Origin of the sequence: Sunxiuqinia dokdonensis, from assembly GCF_001270965.1 — a bacterium.
GTDB classification, from domain to species: domain Bacteria; phylum Bacteroidota; class Bacteroidia; order Bacteroidales; family Prolixibacteraceae; genus Sunxiuqinia; species Sunxiuqinia dokdonensis.
In genome coordinates this window covers 1-15,717 of record NZ_LGIA01000178.1, presented here as the reverse complement: position 1 = coordinate 15,717, position 15,717 = coordinate 1, and the positions used below count along the sequence as shown (strand labels likewise).

The 15,717-nt window shown below is 42.5% G+C and carries 17 protein-coding genes and 4 tRNA genes; 3 read left to right on the top strand and 18 right to left on the bottom strand.

Going from position 1 to position 15,717, the window contains the following annotated elements:
- Positions 1 to 112 precede the first annotated feature (112 nt).
- From rplK to tamL, 15 genes are all read right to left on the bottom strand, one after another.
- Positions 113 to 556 (bottom strand): 50S ribosomal protein L11, encoded by a 444-nt coding sequence (gene rplK / locus NC99_RS15800; RefSeq protein ID WP_053185795.1) that lies wholly within the window; start codon positions 554 to 556, stop codon positions 113 to 115.
- Between the two features lie 22 nt (positions 557 to 578).
- Complete coding sequence (gene nusG, locus NC99_RS15795) at positions 579 to 1,127, bottom strand: transcription termination/antitermination protein NusG (RefSeq protein WP_053185792.1); 549 nt, start codon at positions 1,125 to 1,127, stop codon at positions 579 to 581.
- 17 nt (positions 1,128 to 1,144) lie between these two features.
- The gene (secE, locus tag NC99_RS15790) at positions 1,145 to 1,336 is read right to left on the bottom strand and encodes a preprotein translocase subunit SecE (RefSeq protein ID WP_053185789.1); all 192 of its coding nucleotides are present in this window, start codon (positions 1,334 to 1,336) and stop codon (positions 1,145 to 1,147) included.
- A 145-nt stretch (positions 1,337 to 1,481) separates the two neighbouring features.
- Positions 1,482 to 2,669, bottom strand: a complete 1,188-nt coding sequence (tuf, locus tag NC99_RS15785) for an elongation factor Tu (RefSeq protein WP_053185787.1) — start codon at positions 2,667 to 2,669, stop codon at positions 1,482 to 1,484.
- Positions 2,670 to 2,709: 40 nt separating this feature from the next.
- Positions 2,710 to 2,781: transfer RNA gene (locus NC99_RS15780), tRNA-Thr, on the bottom strand.
- Positions 2,782 to 2,808: 27 nt separating this feature from the next.
- Positions 2,809 to 2,881: transfer RNA gene (locus NC99_RS15775), tRNA-Gly, on the bottom strand.
- A gap of 80 nt (positions 2,882 to 2,961) precedes the next feature.
- A tRNA-Tyr gene (locus tag NC99_RS15770) sits at positions 2,962 to 3,044 on the bottom strand.
- Between the two features lie 76 nt (positions 3,045 to 3,120).
- Positions 3,121 to 3,194: transfer RNA gene (locus NC99_RS15765), tRNA-Thr, on the bottom strand.
- 171 nt (positions 3,195 to 3,365) lie between these two features.
- Positions 3,366 to 3,668, bottom strand: coding sequence for a ribosome hibernation-promoting factor, HPF/YfiA family (gene hpf / locus NC99_RS15760; protein ID WP_053185781.1), 303 nt, complete (start codon positions 3,666 to 3,668; stop codon positions 3,366 to 3,368).
- A 19-nt stretch (positions 3,669 to 3,687) separates the two neighbouring features.
- Positions 3,688 to 4,572, bottom strand: a complete 885-nt coding sequence (locus NC99_RS15755; RefSeq protein WP_053185778.1) for a tyrosine-type recombinase/integrase — start codon at positions 4,570 to 4,572, stop codon at positions 3,688 to 3,690.
- A 43-nt stretch (positions 4,573 to 4,615) separates the two neighbouring features.
- The gene (gene rpsU, locus NC99_RS15750) at positions 4,616 to 4,807 is read right to left on the bottom strand and encodes a 30S ribosomal protein S21 (RefSeq protein ID WP_053185775.1); all 192 of its coding nucleotides are present in this window, start codon (positions 4,805 to 4,807) and stop codon (positions 4,616 to 4,618) included.
- Positions 4,808 to 4,941: 134 nt separating this feature from the next.
- A complete protein-coding gene (locus NC99_RS15745; RefSeq protein ID WP_053185772.1) occupies positions 4,942 to 5,859 on the bottom strand; it encodes a helix-hairpin-helix domain-containing protein in 918 nt (305 codons plus the stop codon).
- Between the two features lie 151 nt (positions 5,860 to 6,010).
- Complete coding sequence (locus tag NC99_RS15740; RefSeq protein ID WP_053185769.1) at positions 6,011 to 7,372, bottom strand: sodium-dependent transporter; 1,362 nt, start codon at positions 7,370 to 7,372, stop codon at positions 6,011 to 6,013.
- Between the two features lie 178 nt (positions 7,373 to 7,550).
- The gene (fbaA, locus tag NC99_RS15735; protein WP_053185766.1) at positions 7,551 to 8,633 is read right to left on the bottom strand and encodes a class II fructose-bisphosphate aldolase; all 1,083 of its coding nucleotides are present in this window, start codon (positions 8,631 to 8,633) and stop codon (positions 7,551 to 7,553) included.
- A 118-nt stretch (positions 8,634 to 8,751) separates the two neighbouring features.
- Positions 8,752 to 11,082, bottom strand: a complete 2,331-nt coding sequence (gene tamL, locus NC99_RS15730) for a translocation and assembly module lipoprotein TamL (RefSeq protein WP_053185762.1) — start codon at positions 11,080 to 11,082, stop codon at positions 8,752 to 8,754.
- A gap of 98 nt (positions 11,083 to 11,180) precedes the next feature.
- Here tamL and NC99_RS15725 point away from each other — a divergent pair, with 98 nt between their 5' ends.
- From NC99_RS15725 to NC99_RS15715, 3 genes are all read left to right on the top strand, one after another.
- Entirely contained in the window at positions 11,181 to 11,948 is a 768-nt protein-coding gene (locus NC99_RS15725; RefSeq protein ID WP_053185759.1) for a TrmH family RNA methyltransferase, read from the top strand.
- 103 nt (positions 11,949 to 12,051) lie between these two features.
- Complete coding sequence (gene rluF, locus NC99_RS15720; protein WP_053185756.1) at positions 12,052 to 12,786, top strand: 23S rRNA pseudouridine(2604) synthase RluF; 735 nt, start codon at positions 12,052 to 12,054, stop codon at positions 12,784 to 12,786.
- Between the two features lie 344 nt (positions 12,787 to 13,130).
- Positions 13,131 to 13,583, top strand: a complete 453-nt coding sequence (locus NC99_RS15715; RefSeq protein WP_053185753.1) for a cold shock domain-containing protein — start codon at positions 13,131 to 13,133, stop codon at positions 13,581 to 13,583.
- 135 nt (positions 13,584 to 13,718) lie between these two features.
- Here NC99_RS15715 and NC99_RS21665 read toward each other — a convergent pair whose 3' ends face one another.
- Genes NC99_RS21665 through NC99_RS15705 form a run of 3 tightly spaced genes read right to left on the bottom strand, consistent with a single transcriptional unit; the run spans position 13,719 to position 15,265 of the window.
- On the bottom strand, positions 13,719 to 13,886 hold the full coding sequence (locus NC99_RS21665) for a DUF1328 family protein (RefSeq protein ID WP_082326523.1): 168 nt from the start codon (positions 13,884 to 13,886) through the stop codon (positions 13,719 to 13,721).
- Positions 13,887 to 13,904: 18 nt separating this feature from the next.
- Positions 13,905 to 14,546 (bottom strand): porin family protein, encoded by a 642-nt coding sequence (locus tag NC99_RS15710; protein WP_082326522.1) that lies wholly within the window; start codon positions 14,544 to 14,546, stop codon positions 13,905 to 13,907.
- A 29-nt stretch (positions 14,547 to 14,575) separates the two neighbouring features.
- Positions 14,576 to 15,265: an OmpA family protein gene (locus NC99_RS15705; RefSeq protein WP_053185747.1), complete on the bottom strand. Its 690-nt coding sequence runs from the start codon at positions 15,263 to 15,265 to the stop codon at positions 14,576 to 14,578.
- Positions 15,266 to 15,717: the final 452 nt, after the last annotated feature.

Genomic DNA, 15,717 nt, shown 5'->3' with positions numbered 1-15,717 from the left:
AATTTCATTTACCAAGTTCGATGCCTCGGTTGACATGGATGTCCGTCTTGGAGTAGATCCTCCTGAGCAAGCTTTTTATTTTTTGTAATTCTGCCCATCTTTAAAATTTTAATTAGTTATTTGATGGAAACTTACCTGTTACGTTAATTCCCATGCTTCTGGCAGTACCAGCAACCATTTTCATAGCAGATTCCACTGTGAAACAGTTCAAATCAGACATCTTAGATTCTGCAATCTGTTTTACCTGATCCCAGCTTACTTTACCCACTTTTTTTACGTGTGGTTCAGCTGATCCTGATTTCAACTTAGCGGCTTCGAGCAATTGGATGGCTACTGGGGGTTGTTTAATTACAAAATCAAACGATTTATCTGCGTAAACAGTAATGATAACAGGGAGCACTTTTCCGGCAAGGTCTTGTGTCCGCCCGTTGAACTGTTTGCAGAACTGCATAATATTAACCCCTTTGGCACCTAATGCTGGTCCTACCGGAGGTGAAGGGTTAGCTGCACCCCCCTTAATTTGTAATTTAATTAATCCAGCAACTTCTTTAGCCATAATAAAATCAATAAAAATTTAACTACTCCTTTTCAACTTGCATAAAGCTAAGTTCCAAGGGTGTTTTACGTCCAAAAATTTTGACCATCACTTTCAACTTTTTCTTTTCCTCATTGATTTCTTCAATGATTCCATTGAATCCGTTAAAAGGACCGTCACTTACTTTCACAGTTTCTCCAATCACATAAGGGATATTCATCTCCTCGGCATTTTCGGCCATTTCGTCAACCCGACCTAGAATCCGGTTAACTTCCGACTGCCGTATTGGAACTGGGTCTCCTCCTTTGGTGTCACCTAAGAATCCGATCACGTTGGTAAAATTTTTCAACATGTGGGGAATCTCACCGACCAGAGCAGCCTCAATCAATAAATAACCAGGAAAGAAGCTACGCTCTTTGCTTACTTTTTTCCCGTTACGGATTTGGTATACCTTTTCTGTTGGTATCAATACCTGTGAAACATACTCTTGAAGTCCTGCATTTGCAATTTCGCTTTCGATATATTCTTTAACCTTCTTCTCTTTTCCTCCGACGGTTCTAAGAACATACCATTTTTTTACAATTTCGCTCATGTCGATCTCCAATCGTATTAATAAAATAAACTGTACACAAAGTCCATAATGTTCTCAAACGAGATGTCCATTACGAATACAATAAGTGCTATTATAAAGGAAGCAACCATTACTACAAATGCACTGTTTTGCAACTCTTTCCAAGTTGGCCAGGAAACTTTATGAACAAGCTCATTATAAGCTTCTTCGATATAGATTTTAAGTTTCATTCTCTTTTTTTAGTTTGCGTTGGTCGGATGGCAAGAGTCGAACCTGCTGTTATACTTGTATAAATACTCCCTACTGAGTTACATCCGCAAAGAATCCCGGACCCCAAAAAAGGTCCGGGACATCTCTTGGTTATTTTATCTTGTGTTACTCAAGAATTTCAGTTACCTGACCGGCACCAACGGTACGCCCACCTTCGCGGATTGCGAAACGAAGACCAGTGTTCAATGCTACCGGATAAATCAAGTTAACAGTAATGGTTACGTTGTCACCTGGCATTACCATCTCGCGACCTTCTTCCAGCGTAATCTCACCTGTTACGTCAAGCGTACGCAAGTAGAACTGAGGACGGTACTTGTTGTGGAATGGCGTGTGACGACCACCTTCTTCTTTCTTCAATACATAAACCTCAGCTTTGAATTTTGTGTGAGGAGTGATTGAACCTGGCTTAGCCAAAATTTGCCCACGTTTGATTTCTTTTTTGTCAACACCACGAAGCAACAAACCTACGTTGTCACCAGCCTGGCCGTCGTCCAAAATCTTACGGAACATTTCAACACCAGTACAAACTGTTTTGCGACCTTCTGCACCTAAACCGATCAACTGAAGTTCATCACCTGTGTGAACAACACCAGTTTCGATACGGCCAGTAGCAACAGTACCACGACCTGTGATTGAGAATACATCTTCAACCGGCATCAGGAATGGCTTGTCTACATCACGTGGAGGCAGTGGAATCCAAGTATCGCAAGCTTCCATCAACTCAAGAACTTTTTCTTCCCACTCTGGCTCACCATTCAGTGCACCAAGTGCAGAACCTTGAATTACAGGAGCATTGTCACCGTCGAATTCGTAGAAATCAAGCAATTCGCGGATTTCCATTTCAACAAGTTCCAACAATTCCGGATCTTCAACCATGTCAACTTTGTTCATGAAAACAACCAATCTTGGTACGTTTACCTGACGAGCCAACAAGATGTGTTCGCGTGTTTGAGGCATAGGACCGTCGGTTGCAGCAACTACGATAATGGCACCGTCCATCTGGGCAGCACCAGTTACCATGTTCTTCACGTAGTCGGCGTGTCCAGGACAGTCAACGTGCGCATAGTGACGTGTTGCAGTTTCGTACTCAACGTGAGCTGTATTAATAGTAATACCACGCTCTTTTTCTTCTGGTGCACTGTCAATTGAATCGAATGATTTAATTTCACAGAAACCTTTTTTTGCTAATACAGTTGTAATAGCAGCTGTTAGGGTTGTTTTACCGTGGTCAACGTGGCCGATAGTACCAATGTTCACATGGTCTTTGTCCCTATTAAAATGTGCTTTAGCCATAACTCGTAATTATTAATTATCTTTTATTTATTTATCATTGAGCCGAGGACGAGAATTGAACTCGTGACCTCATCCTTACCAAGGATGCGCTCTACCCCTGAGCTACCCCGGCAACGAATATCTTCGTTGTTAAAATTTGAGCGGGAGACGAGATTCAAACTCGCGACCCTTAGCTTGGAAGGCTAATGCTCTATCAACTGAGCTACTCCCGCAAATTTTGAAATTCCAAATTCCATGTTTCAAATTCCAATTTTTGGCATTTGATTTTTTGTACTTTGGGATTTCACTGTTGTGGGGAGAGCAGGATTCGAACCTACGAAGTCATAAGACAGCAGATTTACAGTCTGCCCCAGTTGGCCGCTTTGGTATCTCCCCAAAAATTTCAAATAACAAATTCCGATCATTCAAATTCCAACGATTTGGAATTTGGGTTTGGAATCTCCCTTGTTTGAGCCGAATCTCAGATTCGAACTGAGGACCCCGAGATTACAAATCACGTGCTCTGGCCAACTGAGCTAATTCGGCAACATTAACTCGCCTTTTCTCCAAGTTAAAACCTCGGCAAACGCTTTGTTCGTATGTTTATCGAGGCTTTCCATGCTATAAGCTCTGACTAATCAGAGACTTGTCCAAAAAGGGTTTGCAAATGTATAAATATTTTTAATGAATTCACAAGAATTCACCCTTTTTTTGAAATTATTTTTCCTTCAGTTTTTCCTTGAATTTCGTGAGCTGGCGGCGAATTGCATCAATGGCTAAATCAATCGCTTCTTCAAAGGTATCCGCTTCTTTTTTGGCGAACAAATATCCATTTGCAGGAATCGAAAGTTTGATCTCTGCAATTTTATTATCTGCAGTCTCTGGCTTCAAAACTTTCAATATTAATTCGGCTGATATAATACCTTCAAAAAAGGTATCCAACTTATTTAGTTTTTTATTGGCAAAATCTACCAATTTTTGATCTGGTGTAAAATGAACGGCATTCAAATTAATGTTCATAATTTTTCCTCCTCTAAATTTAGGCTCTTGGATGAGCTTGTTTATATACGCTTTGAAGTTTATCCGTTGTTGTATGGGTATAGATTTGCGTTGCAGCCAAATTACTATGTCCCAACAATTCTTTAACGGCATTTAAATCAGCCCCGTGATTCAACAAGTGTGTTGCAAAACTATGTCGAAGCACGTGTGGACTCTTTTTCTCCAGTGTTGTTACTAGTGCAAGATACTTTTTCACCACACGATAAACTAACTTTTCGTAGACCTTTTTCCCCTTTGAAGTCAAAAAAAAGTAAGAAGCAACTTCTCCCCACGTTGCATTTCGAATCAAGATATATTCTTCAATCAAGGTATTCAAACTACGAGGATATGGGACCACCCGCTCTTTGCTATTCTTGCCAAGTACTTTAATCAGATGTTCATGCTGAAAAATTTGCTTTTGTTGAAGATTGATCAATTCTGAAAGGCGAATTCCGGTGCCATAAAATAAACTCAAAATCAGTTTATCCCGAATTCCTTCAAAGTCGGATTGAAAATAGCCATCATCCAGCAAGTGGTGCAAACTATTTTCGTCAACAAAGATTGGAAGCCGTTTGGGAACCTTTGGCGTAATGACACCTTCAGCGGGACTCACTTCAATCAACTCCTGCCGTAGCAAAAACTTGAAAAACGACTTGAGAGCCGTTATTTTTCGGTTGACTGATTTCGCTGCGATTCCGCGGCTCATCAAGTCAACGATCCAACTTCGGATCAATTTAGTATCCACCGCCAAAACGTTAAAATCCCCGACCGTTTTGAAAACAAACTCTTCAAACTGATCGAGGTCTTTTCGGTATGCCACAATGGTATTCAGTGAACACCTTTTCTCGAATTGCAAATATTTCAGAAATGATTCCCGGTAGGCCATTAAAAAACGTGTTTATGCTGCAACAGGAATCGGCTAAATAAATTTAGTCTTCTTCGCGTTGCATCTGTTCAATATAGATAGCCTTTTTCACCTCAGCTCGTCTTTCAACTGAAGGTTTCGTGAAGGCTTGTCTTCCACGTAACTCTTTAATCACGCCAGTTTTTTCAAACTTTCTTTTAAATCTCTTAAGGGCTCTTTCGATATTTTCGCCTTCTTTAACCGGAATAACGATCATATAATTATATTTTTAACTGTTTAAATTTCGAGCCGCAAATTTATGAATTCTATGGTATTAATCAAATTAATCTTGAGAAATTTCAAATTTAAAATCACAAACCTTCAAAAACGTACTAAAAGAAACAACGACATTCAATTTTTGGTTTTCAAATAAGGGTAAATCTTCTGAAACTCTTCTTCACTCATCAGCTTATTTAATCGTATGGCTTGAAGGTCATTCATAAATCCATTCCCTGAACGGAAATCGACGATTGCCTTGGCCGCATCCCATGACACGTATGGATGTCGCGCCAGTTCATCGGGCTCAGCAAAATTCACATTAATCTGCTTCACCTGGCCAGTATCCAGTTTCAGATACGGAAGAATGTTTTCAATGGTTTCCGGTTTCAGCCCGTAAACTTCATGCAGCTGCTCAAGGGTTGAAAAACCGCCCAGCAGGTCTCGATACTTGATAATCCGCGACGATAACACGTCGCCAATCCCATACAAGGTTTTCAGTTCCGCTGCCGTTGCAGCATTGATTTCTATCGGTTGAATCGCAGGCCGGGCAGGTTCCTTGACTCCGGGTTCAAGAATCGAAGATAATGGCTGCTCAGGCTTCCTTTCAGAAGCGTATATCGTCGGTTTTCTCTTGTCCAACTGAAGGTAAGGCTTGATGGCTTCAAAAACTGAATCATTCATCCCGTAGATTTTGCGAAAGTCGGCATCAGCATAAAATCGGCCTCCCTTGGCACGATACGCCAACAGGTTTTTCTTGACATAGAATGGAAGTTGCAAACTATCCAGGGCAAGACTATCGATGGTGTTGGGGTTGAAGTGAAAAAGCGATCCACGCAACCGGAACCGGGCACGTTCATTTTCTTGCTTCTGCTCCAGCATAGCCAGCAACTGTTTAAATTTTTCCTGATCGGCCTTTCCGGGCTTTTCAAAATAAAACACCAACTGATTTGCGGCAAAAGCAACCAGGATCAGAAAAAGCAAAATCGTCAAGCCGATCCGTTCATTCCTGGTGAACGTAAAATAATCGCGGATAATTTCCCTAAATCTCACAGTTGTTTCCTTTTTAAAATGATTGGCAGGGCGAAAATGAATTCATTAACAAAATCATTTCAAAAATTACAACAAAAAATCCGGTAAAAAAACAGGTCCGGTAAAATCAACCGAAAAAAAATAAAATGACAAATGAAATCCGGAGTAAACACTATAGACTTATGAGGCCAATCTGTTGCAGAAAGACCAAGGCGATGGCAATGGGTGCAATAAATTTGACAACCATAAAGAAGGCCGGGAAGTAAACTGCTTTCAAAAGCCCGTCATTCGACAATTCTGCTTTGGCCTTTTGCTTACCCAGCACCCAGCCAACAAACACAACAATCAGCAATCCGCCCAAAGGCAGGAATACATTGGCCGAAAGATAATCGAGCAAGCCAAATACATTCATTCCAAAAATCCGGATGCCCTCCATGGCCCCCCACGACAGGCTACACATAATTCCGAGAACAGAAACCGAAGCCGTTGCCAGCCAGGTGGCTTTTTTACGGCTGAGCCTCAACTCTTCAACAAAGTAAGCGACAATGACTTCGAGGACCGAAATGGTCGAAGTGAGGGCAGCAACCCCTAAAAGCAGAAAAAACAATAACGAAAAGATATAGCCTCCGGCCATTTGCTGAAAGATATTGGGCAGGGTGATGTACACCAAACCTTCGCCCGATCCAGGCTCGATACCAAAGGCAAACACCGCCGGAAATATCGCAATCCCGGCCATCACTGCAATCAAAGTATCGGCAAAAGCTACCGAGAAGGAAATGGAGCCCAGAGGTTCCCTTTTATTGATATAAGAAGAATAAGTGATTAGCGTCCCCATGCCAATGCTCAGCGAGAAGAACGCCTGTCCAAGAGCCTCCAGCACGGTCCGTGCAGTAATTTTCGAAAAATCGGGTTTAAACAAAAACTCCAGCCCGCCCCTGGCTCCTTCCAAGGTGACCGAGCGAACACACAAAACAATGAGAATCAACAATAAAATCGGCATCAGGATTTTTGTATACTTCTCAATTCCATTTTTCACGCCGGAAATAATAACCAGTGCAGTTAAGCCCATAAAGACGAAAAACCAAAGTAACGGGCGCCAGCTGTCACTCCTGAATTCGGTAAACATGAGCGATAGTTCGTCGGCAGATTTGCCAGAAAAACCATTGGCGAACGATTGATAAATGTACTCCAGGGTCCAGCCTGCCACCGCGGTATAAAAAGACAAAATCATAAAAGCGGCAACCACTCCCATCAAGCCTACGAGGTACCACGGTTTGCCCGGTGCCAGCACTTTAAAGGCACCAAAGGCGTTGCGTTGGGAGCTCCGCCCAATAACAAACTCGGACAGCATAACCGGCAAGCCAATAGCTACAACAAAAGCCAGGTAAATGATTAGAAAAGCTCCACCACCGTTTTCGCCAACCACATAGGGAAAACGCCAAATGTTCCCCAAACCAATAGCAGAACCAGCTGTTGCAGCAATAACGCCAAACTTGCTTCCAAATGAATCACGGGAAGTCGGTATTCCAGACATAGACTTTAGGTTTTAAATCAATAGAATTTGCTGCTTTTAGCTTTCAATCCTGTTTATAAGGCGGCAAAAATGCAAAATATTTTTATTCCTTTCAACAAAACAACAACGAATGGCGCAAAAAACAAGGCATAAAAAAAGCCCTCCAAAATTGAAGGGCTTTAAATTTCATTTGTTTGAATTAGCTTCTTCCGATGCAGTTCAAATCTTCAAATGCAACTTTCAAACGGGCAATTTCTGCTTCTTCCGCAGCACGCAACCAAACCCGTGGATCGTAGTATTTTTTATTCGGTTTGTCTTCGCCATCAGGATTACCAATTTGGCCTTGCAGGTAATCATGGTTTTTAGCTTCGAATGCACGAACACCCTCCCAATAAGCCCATTGCGTATCAGTATCGATATTCATTTTGATGACGCCATAAGAAATGGCTTCGCGAATTTCTTCAACTGTAGAACCTGATCCGCCGTGGAATACGAAATCAACTGGTTTTGAATTTGCAGTTTTGTATTTTTCAGCGATGTATTTTTGTGAAGCATCCAAAATTTTCGGAGTCAACTTAACATTACCTGGTTTGTAAACACCGTGTACATTACCAAATGATGCTGCAATCGTGAAGTTCGGGCTAATTTTGCTCAATTCTTCGTACGCGTAAGCAACTTCTTCGGGCTGGGTATAAAGCAAAGCATTGTCAACATCTGAATTATCAACGCCATCTTCTTCACCGCCGGTAACACCCAGTTCAATTTCGATGGTCATACCTATTTTGCTCATTCGGGCCAGGTATTCTTTGCAAATTGCGATGTTTTCTTCCAATGGTTCTTCTGACAGGTCCAACATGTGAGAAGAGAACAATGGCTTTCCGGTTTCGGCAAAATGTTTTTCGCCTGCGTCCAGCAAACCATCAATCCAAGGCAACAATTTTTTTGCAGCATGGTCCGTATGCAAAATTACGCGAACTCCGTATAGTTCAGCCAAATGATGAATGGTTTTTGCTCCTGCAACTGCACCTGCAATCGCGGCCTGTTGTCCTTCCAATTTCAACCCTTTGCCTGCAAAGTATTGCGCCCCGCCATTCGAGAACTGAATAATTACAGGAGAATCAACCACTTTTGCGGCCTCCATAACGGCATTGATTGTACTTGAGGTAGTGACATTAACCGCTGGCATGGCAAATTGATTCTCTTTGGCCACTTTAAAAATGTATTGTACATCTTCTCCGGTTACTACACCTGGCTTGATGTTATCAAAAAGTTTTTCGCTCATAGCTTTTATATATTAAATAAATTAATCAGGATAATTTCAATTTGAAATTCAAATCTTTGATCGGCTGCAAATTTACGAATAAAAAACAAAAAAACGGACAGCAAACATTAAATGCAGGTTAAAACGGATAGCCAATCGCAAAACTCAGGTTGAAATGCTCAGCCGAAATTGGATAGTTCCCAACAATGAATCGTTTCCCCGCATCAAGCGACGGATCACGTAGTTTCATCCCCAGGTCGAGCCTGAAAATAAAGTAAGTGAAATCGAAACGCAGCCCCATGCCGGTACCAAGAGCGATTTGCTTATAAAACTGGTCAAACTTAAACTGGGCACCCGAACGGTTATCCTTTTCGTTGATTGCCCAAATATTGCCGGCATCGAGAAAAAATGCGCCTTCAATTCGCCATACAAAACGGTAGCGATACTCCAGGTTGGCTTCCAGTTTGATATCCGACGATTGGTTTGGATAGGCTCCCTCAGGCGCATGGTAGGTTCCAGGCCCCAGCGAACGAACCTGCCAGGCTCTGATTCCGTTGGCTCCTCCTGTAAAATATTTCTTCTCAAATGGTAACACATCGAAATTTCCGTAGGGTAACCCAACGCCAACAAAGGTGCGTGCAACCACGGAATTATACTTGTCGATCATATAGCCGTACCGATATTCAAAATCGGCTTTCAAATATTGAGCAAAACGATTTCCGAGTACTTGATGGTAATCTGCCACCTGCCCGGTTATGGTGTCAACAATGCTCGCTTTTGGTCGGTCAAAAATGCTGGAATAAGCCGACAACATATTCCCCGCCGACTCAAACGACCATTTGAAATACCGGTAGTGGTCCCTGCGTTTCAGGTTCTGCGTATTGTCCACCTGCGTGTAATTCATGGCGAAAATAAGGTGGTCGGTAAAACTACTTTTAATATACAAGTCGCGGATCGAATTCAGAAATTCATCATTAAACTCATAAAGATTGACATAGTTGATATCGACCACATTCAAAAAATGAGAGCGACTGGGAGAGGTTTTCCAGTTATAGCCAAACCTGAAATTGGTAATGGTCCGGGTGTAGTCGGGTCGCCTTTGGTAGTTGAATCCAAGTGTCAGGTCAGTTTGCGGCACCTGGTAGCTGAACAAGGCTCCTCGTTTGAGCGGACTTAAAAATTTTGGAATGGTTAGCGAGCCTTCAATCCCAACTTCCCGGGTGTTGAAGTTCAGGTTGTTGTTTTCAATCAAAGTCTGCTGTCGCTCTACGGCCCCCTTTAAATTAAAGTTAAAAATTTCTGCTCCCCGAAAAACGTTTCGATGTTGATAGTTCAGATTACCGGCGACCCCCAGATTTCCCGACGAGTTGGTCCCATCCAAATCAACCGAAAATCCTTGCCGGGGAAGGGCTGACAATTGAAATTTACTGTCGAGTACGCCAATTGAATCGTTTCCCAAATCAGGCACTTCATCAAAATTCAGGTTGACCACCCGAAACTGGCGCAGCTGAACCAGCGACCGGTAGGTCCGCTCAACGTTCTTCTGCGAATAGTACAGGCTGTCCTCCATGCGATTAACGGCATAAAAAAGCTCGGGCTTATATTTCAACTGATCCTGATAGTAAAACGTGTAAGGGAAATTCTTCAAACTGTCCTGTTCCATCAACGGCCTGTTGCCACTCAGCTGAGGAGGAACAAAATCGGGCGTGATCTGAAACGAACGGACAATAAATTTTCTGTGGGGCTTTATCGGCTCCAGCTCGTCTTCCAAATCGTCATCGGCAATCTGAACGGTTAAGTCAACCTGCCTGTTCATCAAAGCACTGTCAGCCTGGTATGAAATGTGCTCCGCCGAAAAATCAAAATACCCATGATCTTTCAAAAGATTCGCCATACGCTGGCGTTCCGCATTCAGCACATCCACGTCAAATATTTCTCCTGGTCCAGCGAGTTGACTGGCCGTATCCGATAAAATCAAAGATTCAACACCTCGGTCAACAAATCGATAATCATAATTTCGTATCCGGTAAGGTTCTCCAGCTTCTATGGTGTAAACCAAATCTACCTTTTGCTTTTTCTCTTTCACAGTGAGCTGCCCGGAAACGGAAGCATCGTAATATCCCTTGTTTTTCAAATACAGCTTAAGCTGCTCTTTCGAACGCTCAGTCATGTAGTCATCATAAATGACGGGAGCCTCGCCAATTCGCTTAAACCAACCTTCTTCCTTTTTTGCGGAAGACAAGTTGTACAAGCCCAGATGAAATTTGATGAACCCCAGTATTTTCAGGTTTTCCTTTTGCCTGATTTGTGCTTGTAGTTGTTCTTTGCTAATGGTGTTATTGTCAATTCGGATATCGGTATCGTTGAGCAAATACTTTCCTTCCGGCACAAATTTGGTCGGAGAACACGAGAAAAGGTTAACGGCCACCAACAGGCCAATCAGTATTTTAAACAGACGCTCTTTTCTCATTTCTCAACCGGATCTAGGAATTTCAACAAAAATAAACACTATCGAACGCAAACAAATCGAATAGGGTTTTTATTTTTACAAATTGTTTGCCAACCACCATGCTAAGTAAAAACAAAATAAAATTCATTCAATCGCTCAGTCGAAAAAAAACGCGCGAACAGGAAGGTGTATTTTTGGTTGAAGGGAATAAAGTCGTGCTTGAAGCTTTGTCGTCGGGTTTCTTGGTGAAGTTATTGGTGGCCACATCCGACTTTTTATCAAGTCACGCACCCGCAGCGGCTTCGGCAAGCGAAGTAATTGAATGCAACGAAGCCGAACTCAAAAAGGCCAGTCAACTCAAAACACCGCAGGAAGCACTGGCTATTGTTGAAATGCCCGACCGGTCCTGGTCAATCGCCAAGCTTACCGGCGAATTTTCGTTGGCGCTCGATTTCATACAGGATCCCGGAAATCTCGGAACCATTATCCGCATAGCCGACTGGTTTGGAATAAAACAGGTGCTGTGTTCCGAAAACTCAGTTGACTGCTACAACCCAAAAGTGATTCAAGCCAGCATGGGAGCTATTTTCAGGGTTCAGGTCAACTACCTCAACCTGAATGAAATGATTGAACAGGCACTGGCAAACCAGCTGCCGGTTTACGGCACTTTCCTCGAAGGCGAAAACATATACATCTCAGCACTTGCTCCACAAGCCATCTTGGTCATGGGCAACGAAGGCAATGGCATTTCACCAAGCCTCGCGGAAAAAATCAGTCAAAAGATTCACATCCCTTCATTTGCCTCCGGAAACTCGGGTTCCGAATCACTCAATGTGGCCACGGCAACTGCCATTTGCTGTTCCGAATTTAAACGAAGAATCTTTTAACTTATCTTTCGGTACGAAAAAGGCTCGCTGCTTCGTTGGCAGCTTCGGCTGAATCAAACCCAACGGCAGGAAGCTTGTTCTAAAATAAAAACAACGAAAAAAAGTGACTCAGACAACACGAATCAACAAATATTTAAGCGAAGTGGGCTATTGCTCACGCCGGAAAGCAGACAAACTGATTGACGCAGGCCGGATTACGGTTAACGGAGCCGTGCCGGAAATGGGCACCAAAGTCAGCCCCGAAGATGAAATCCGGGTGGACGGAAAACTGATTTCGGATCCCAAAGACAAGCCGGTTTATTTGGCCTTCAACAAGCCGGTGGGTATTGTTTGTACCACCGACACCCGGGTTGAAAAGAATAACATTATTGAATACATCAACTATCCCAAGCGGATTTTCCCAATCGGGCGGCTCGACAAACCAAGCGAAGGGCTGATTTTCTTAACCAACGACGGCGACATCGTCAACAAGATATTGCGCGCCCGAAACAACCACGAAAAAGAGTACCTCGTAACCGTGAACAAGCCCATCACCAACGAATTTATCCGCAAGATGGGCAGTGGAATCCCAATTTTGGATACGGTGACACGCCCATGCGAAGTCGAACAAATTGACTCGCACCAATTTAGAATCATTCTAACCCAAGGCCTCAACCGGCAAATCCGCCGCATGTGCGAGTACTTAAACTACGAGGTCGTCAAGCTAAAACGCGTGCGAATTATGAATGTTTCCTTGGATGTTCCGGTTGGTAAATGGCGCCACCTGACAGCAAAAGAGCTGAAAGGCATTAACCGCCTGGTTGCGGATTCGACGAAAACACACGATGCAGACCACTGACACTAAACCATGACTGGATTGCTTGAACAAAAGCCGATCGCCATCGCAGTGTTAATTTACAGGATCCGAAATACCGCAAATTATTATTCAATCAAATAAAATTGTAACTTAGCCGATATTTCGGACTCAAAAACAGTGCTAACAGAATCAGACCCACCCTTTTAAGTCGTTCACCATTGGTTTCTTTTTTTGATCTTAACCATGAGGATATTTTTTTTCACCTCATTTTATTGTTGCAAATTGCCAGCACTGCTTACAAAACGGGAAACCTTATTTGCAATTCGTGCGTAGGCAGGCAAACAAATAGTACAAGTATTCAATATCAATTAATATAAACAGAATTTATGGGTAGATCTCAAGAGACATTTAATAAAAAAGAAGTACGAAACAAGAAAGAAAAAAAGCGAAAAGACAAAGAAAAGAAGCGATTAGCCAGAAAAGACAACGAAAAATCAGGCAGTTTGGATGACATGATCGCTTACGTTGACGAACATGGTAACATTACCGATACGCCACCCGATCCATCGAAAAAGGAAGAAGTTAACTTGGAAGACATTGAGGTCAGTGTTCCGAAGAGCGATCCCAATGAGGAAGTTGATCCAGTACGGAAAGGAACGGTAACTTTTTTCAATGATTCAAAAGGCTACGGATTTATTCGGGATTCGGAAACGAAAGAAAGTGTGTTTGTGCATATCAACAATGTGCTGGAAGACATTAAAGAAGGTAACCTGGTTAGTTTCGAAGTAGAAATGGGACAAAAAGGACCAACCGCTGTTAAAGTGAAGCAAATGAAATAAAACCGTTCAAGCCCGGATAACTGAAAAAAAATCGGGAGAGATGGTTCATAAAATAGTTTAAAAGAAAAGAGACTACTTGAAAAGGCAGCCTCTTTTTTTTTGTCTCACAATTCCGGTAATTACATCATCCGTATTTTACCTCCATCCGCGAATTCCTCCTCCAATAATTGACAAAAGGAGCAAAACGATAAAGATGAAAAAGATAATTTTGGCAATTCCGGCAGCACCGGCGGCAATTCCTCCAAAACCAAAAATGGCTGCCACCAGGGCAATAATAAAAAACAGGATCACTAAACGTAACATGACATCGAATTTTTAGGGTTAAAATCTCAGGGCGGCATACACCTGAATCACGCTGTTTTTTGCGTCTCCAAGCAAGTCGTAAGAAGGTTCATCGTCCTTAGCCACTTGGTTTAAACCAAGATTGTAGTTAAAACCGATTAAGACGGATTGTAAGTCAAAGCCCAGGCCGAAAGAAAGTCCGTAATCCAGCGTATTAAAGTTTTTCCGATCAACTTCATCTTCCGAGTCAATCTGAAAATAATCCAGCACTTCGGCGTTGGTATCCAGGTTGGCATTGACCAAATAGCTAATATACGGACCAGCCTGGAACTCAAAATCTTCGGATAAATTGAAAACCAGTTTCACAGGCAAATCAATGTAATTCAGGTTGAACTTGGTTTCCCCATCCGCCATGGTGCTATTGTCGTAATCGAGTTTCATTCCTTTTACCGAATACAACAACTCCGGCTGAATGGCAAAGCTTTCGCTTATCGCAATTTTATTATACAAACCTGCATGAAAGCCCAGTTTCAGGTTTTTATCATCGTTGCCATCGGTGGTTAAACTCGATAAGTTCAAACCACCTTTAATTCCGGTGACCGACTCTTGCGCCATTATCGCCGGACTGACCAGCAAACATAATACACTTGATAGTATGATTAATCTTTTCATTCGTTTCATATTTCTACATTTTAAAGGGTTAGAATATTTTATTCACTCTCCAGTTCACCAATATCTCCTCGTTTCGCTGCTCTTTTCAATTTATCGTTGGCAAAAATAGCCACTTCAACACGCCGATTCTGGCTGCGTCCGTAATCAGTTTCGTTGTCAGCAATGGGTTGCATTTCGCCATACCCAACTTGTGTAATCCGGTTTCCGGCCACACCCGTGCTCACCAACAAATCGCCAACCGACCCGGCTCTTCGCTCCGACAAGCTTTGGTTGTATTCTTCACTCCCCTTACTATCGGTATGACCTTCAATCAGGATTTCGGTATCCTCGTACTTCTTCAAGGTTTCCGCCAGTTCATTGATATTTTGCTTCGAGGTCGCAGTCAATGTCGACGAGTCAAAACCGAACAAAATTCCCGAGTCGAAAGTAATTTTAATCCCCTCCCCGATCCGCTCAACAGTAGCGCCTTCCAAATCACGTTCGAGTTCCTCCGCCTGCTTGTCCATATATTTACCAACCAAGGCTCCCGCTGTACCACCAATGACCGCTCCCAGAATAGCTCCTTTAGCCGTATTATCGGATTTTGATCCGATTACTCCACCCAAGACACCACCAGCACCAGCGCCAATCGCGCCACCTTTTAAGGTTCTTGAACTGTTACACGAAGCCAGAATTAAACACAGCGATAAAAACATTGCTGAGAAAGTTGTTAATCTTGAAGTTTTCATTTTTCCTTTATTTTAAAGTTTGGTACCTCTACTGTTCCAAAAACGATTCCAAGATGCAGTGACTTAGCTGAACAGTACACAGCAAGCAAAAACAGGCAAGCCAGCTCAGGCCACAATAAACTACTCTGTATAAATGAATAACAAAAGTTCAATTTCTGAATCGGAGGGAATCAAAGCCAGACCGCATCAACCGCAGAGTTTCCTTTTAAAAAGTGAATTTCTTTCTCAATCTGATAATGTTTTTCTCAAAACAAAGGACTCCCGGCACAACGTTCAACGATTTTCAAACCACAACGAACACGCATTTTTTACCCAAGTGAACCATGACCCAGAAAAGCCAGTCATGCTGCCTCCTGCGTTAATACACACTTTTACAGGCAACACCGGAATTCTGAAAGCATCTGAATTCGAGAGCCCATTAATTATCTGGAAACCTTTAAAATAAAAAACAA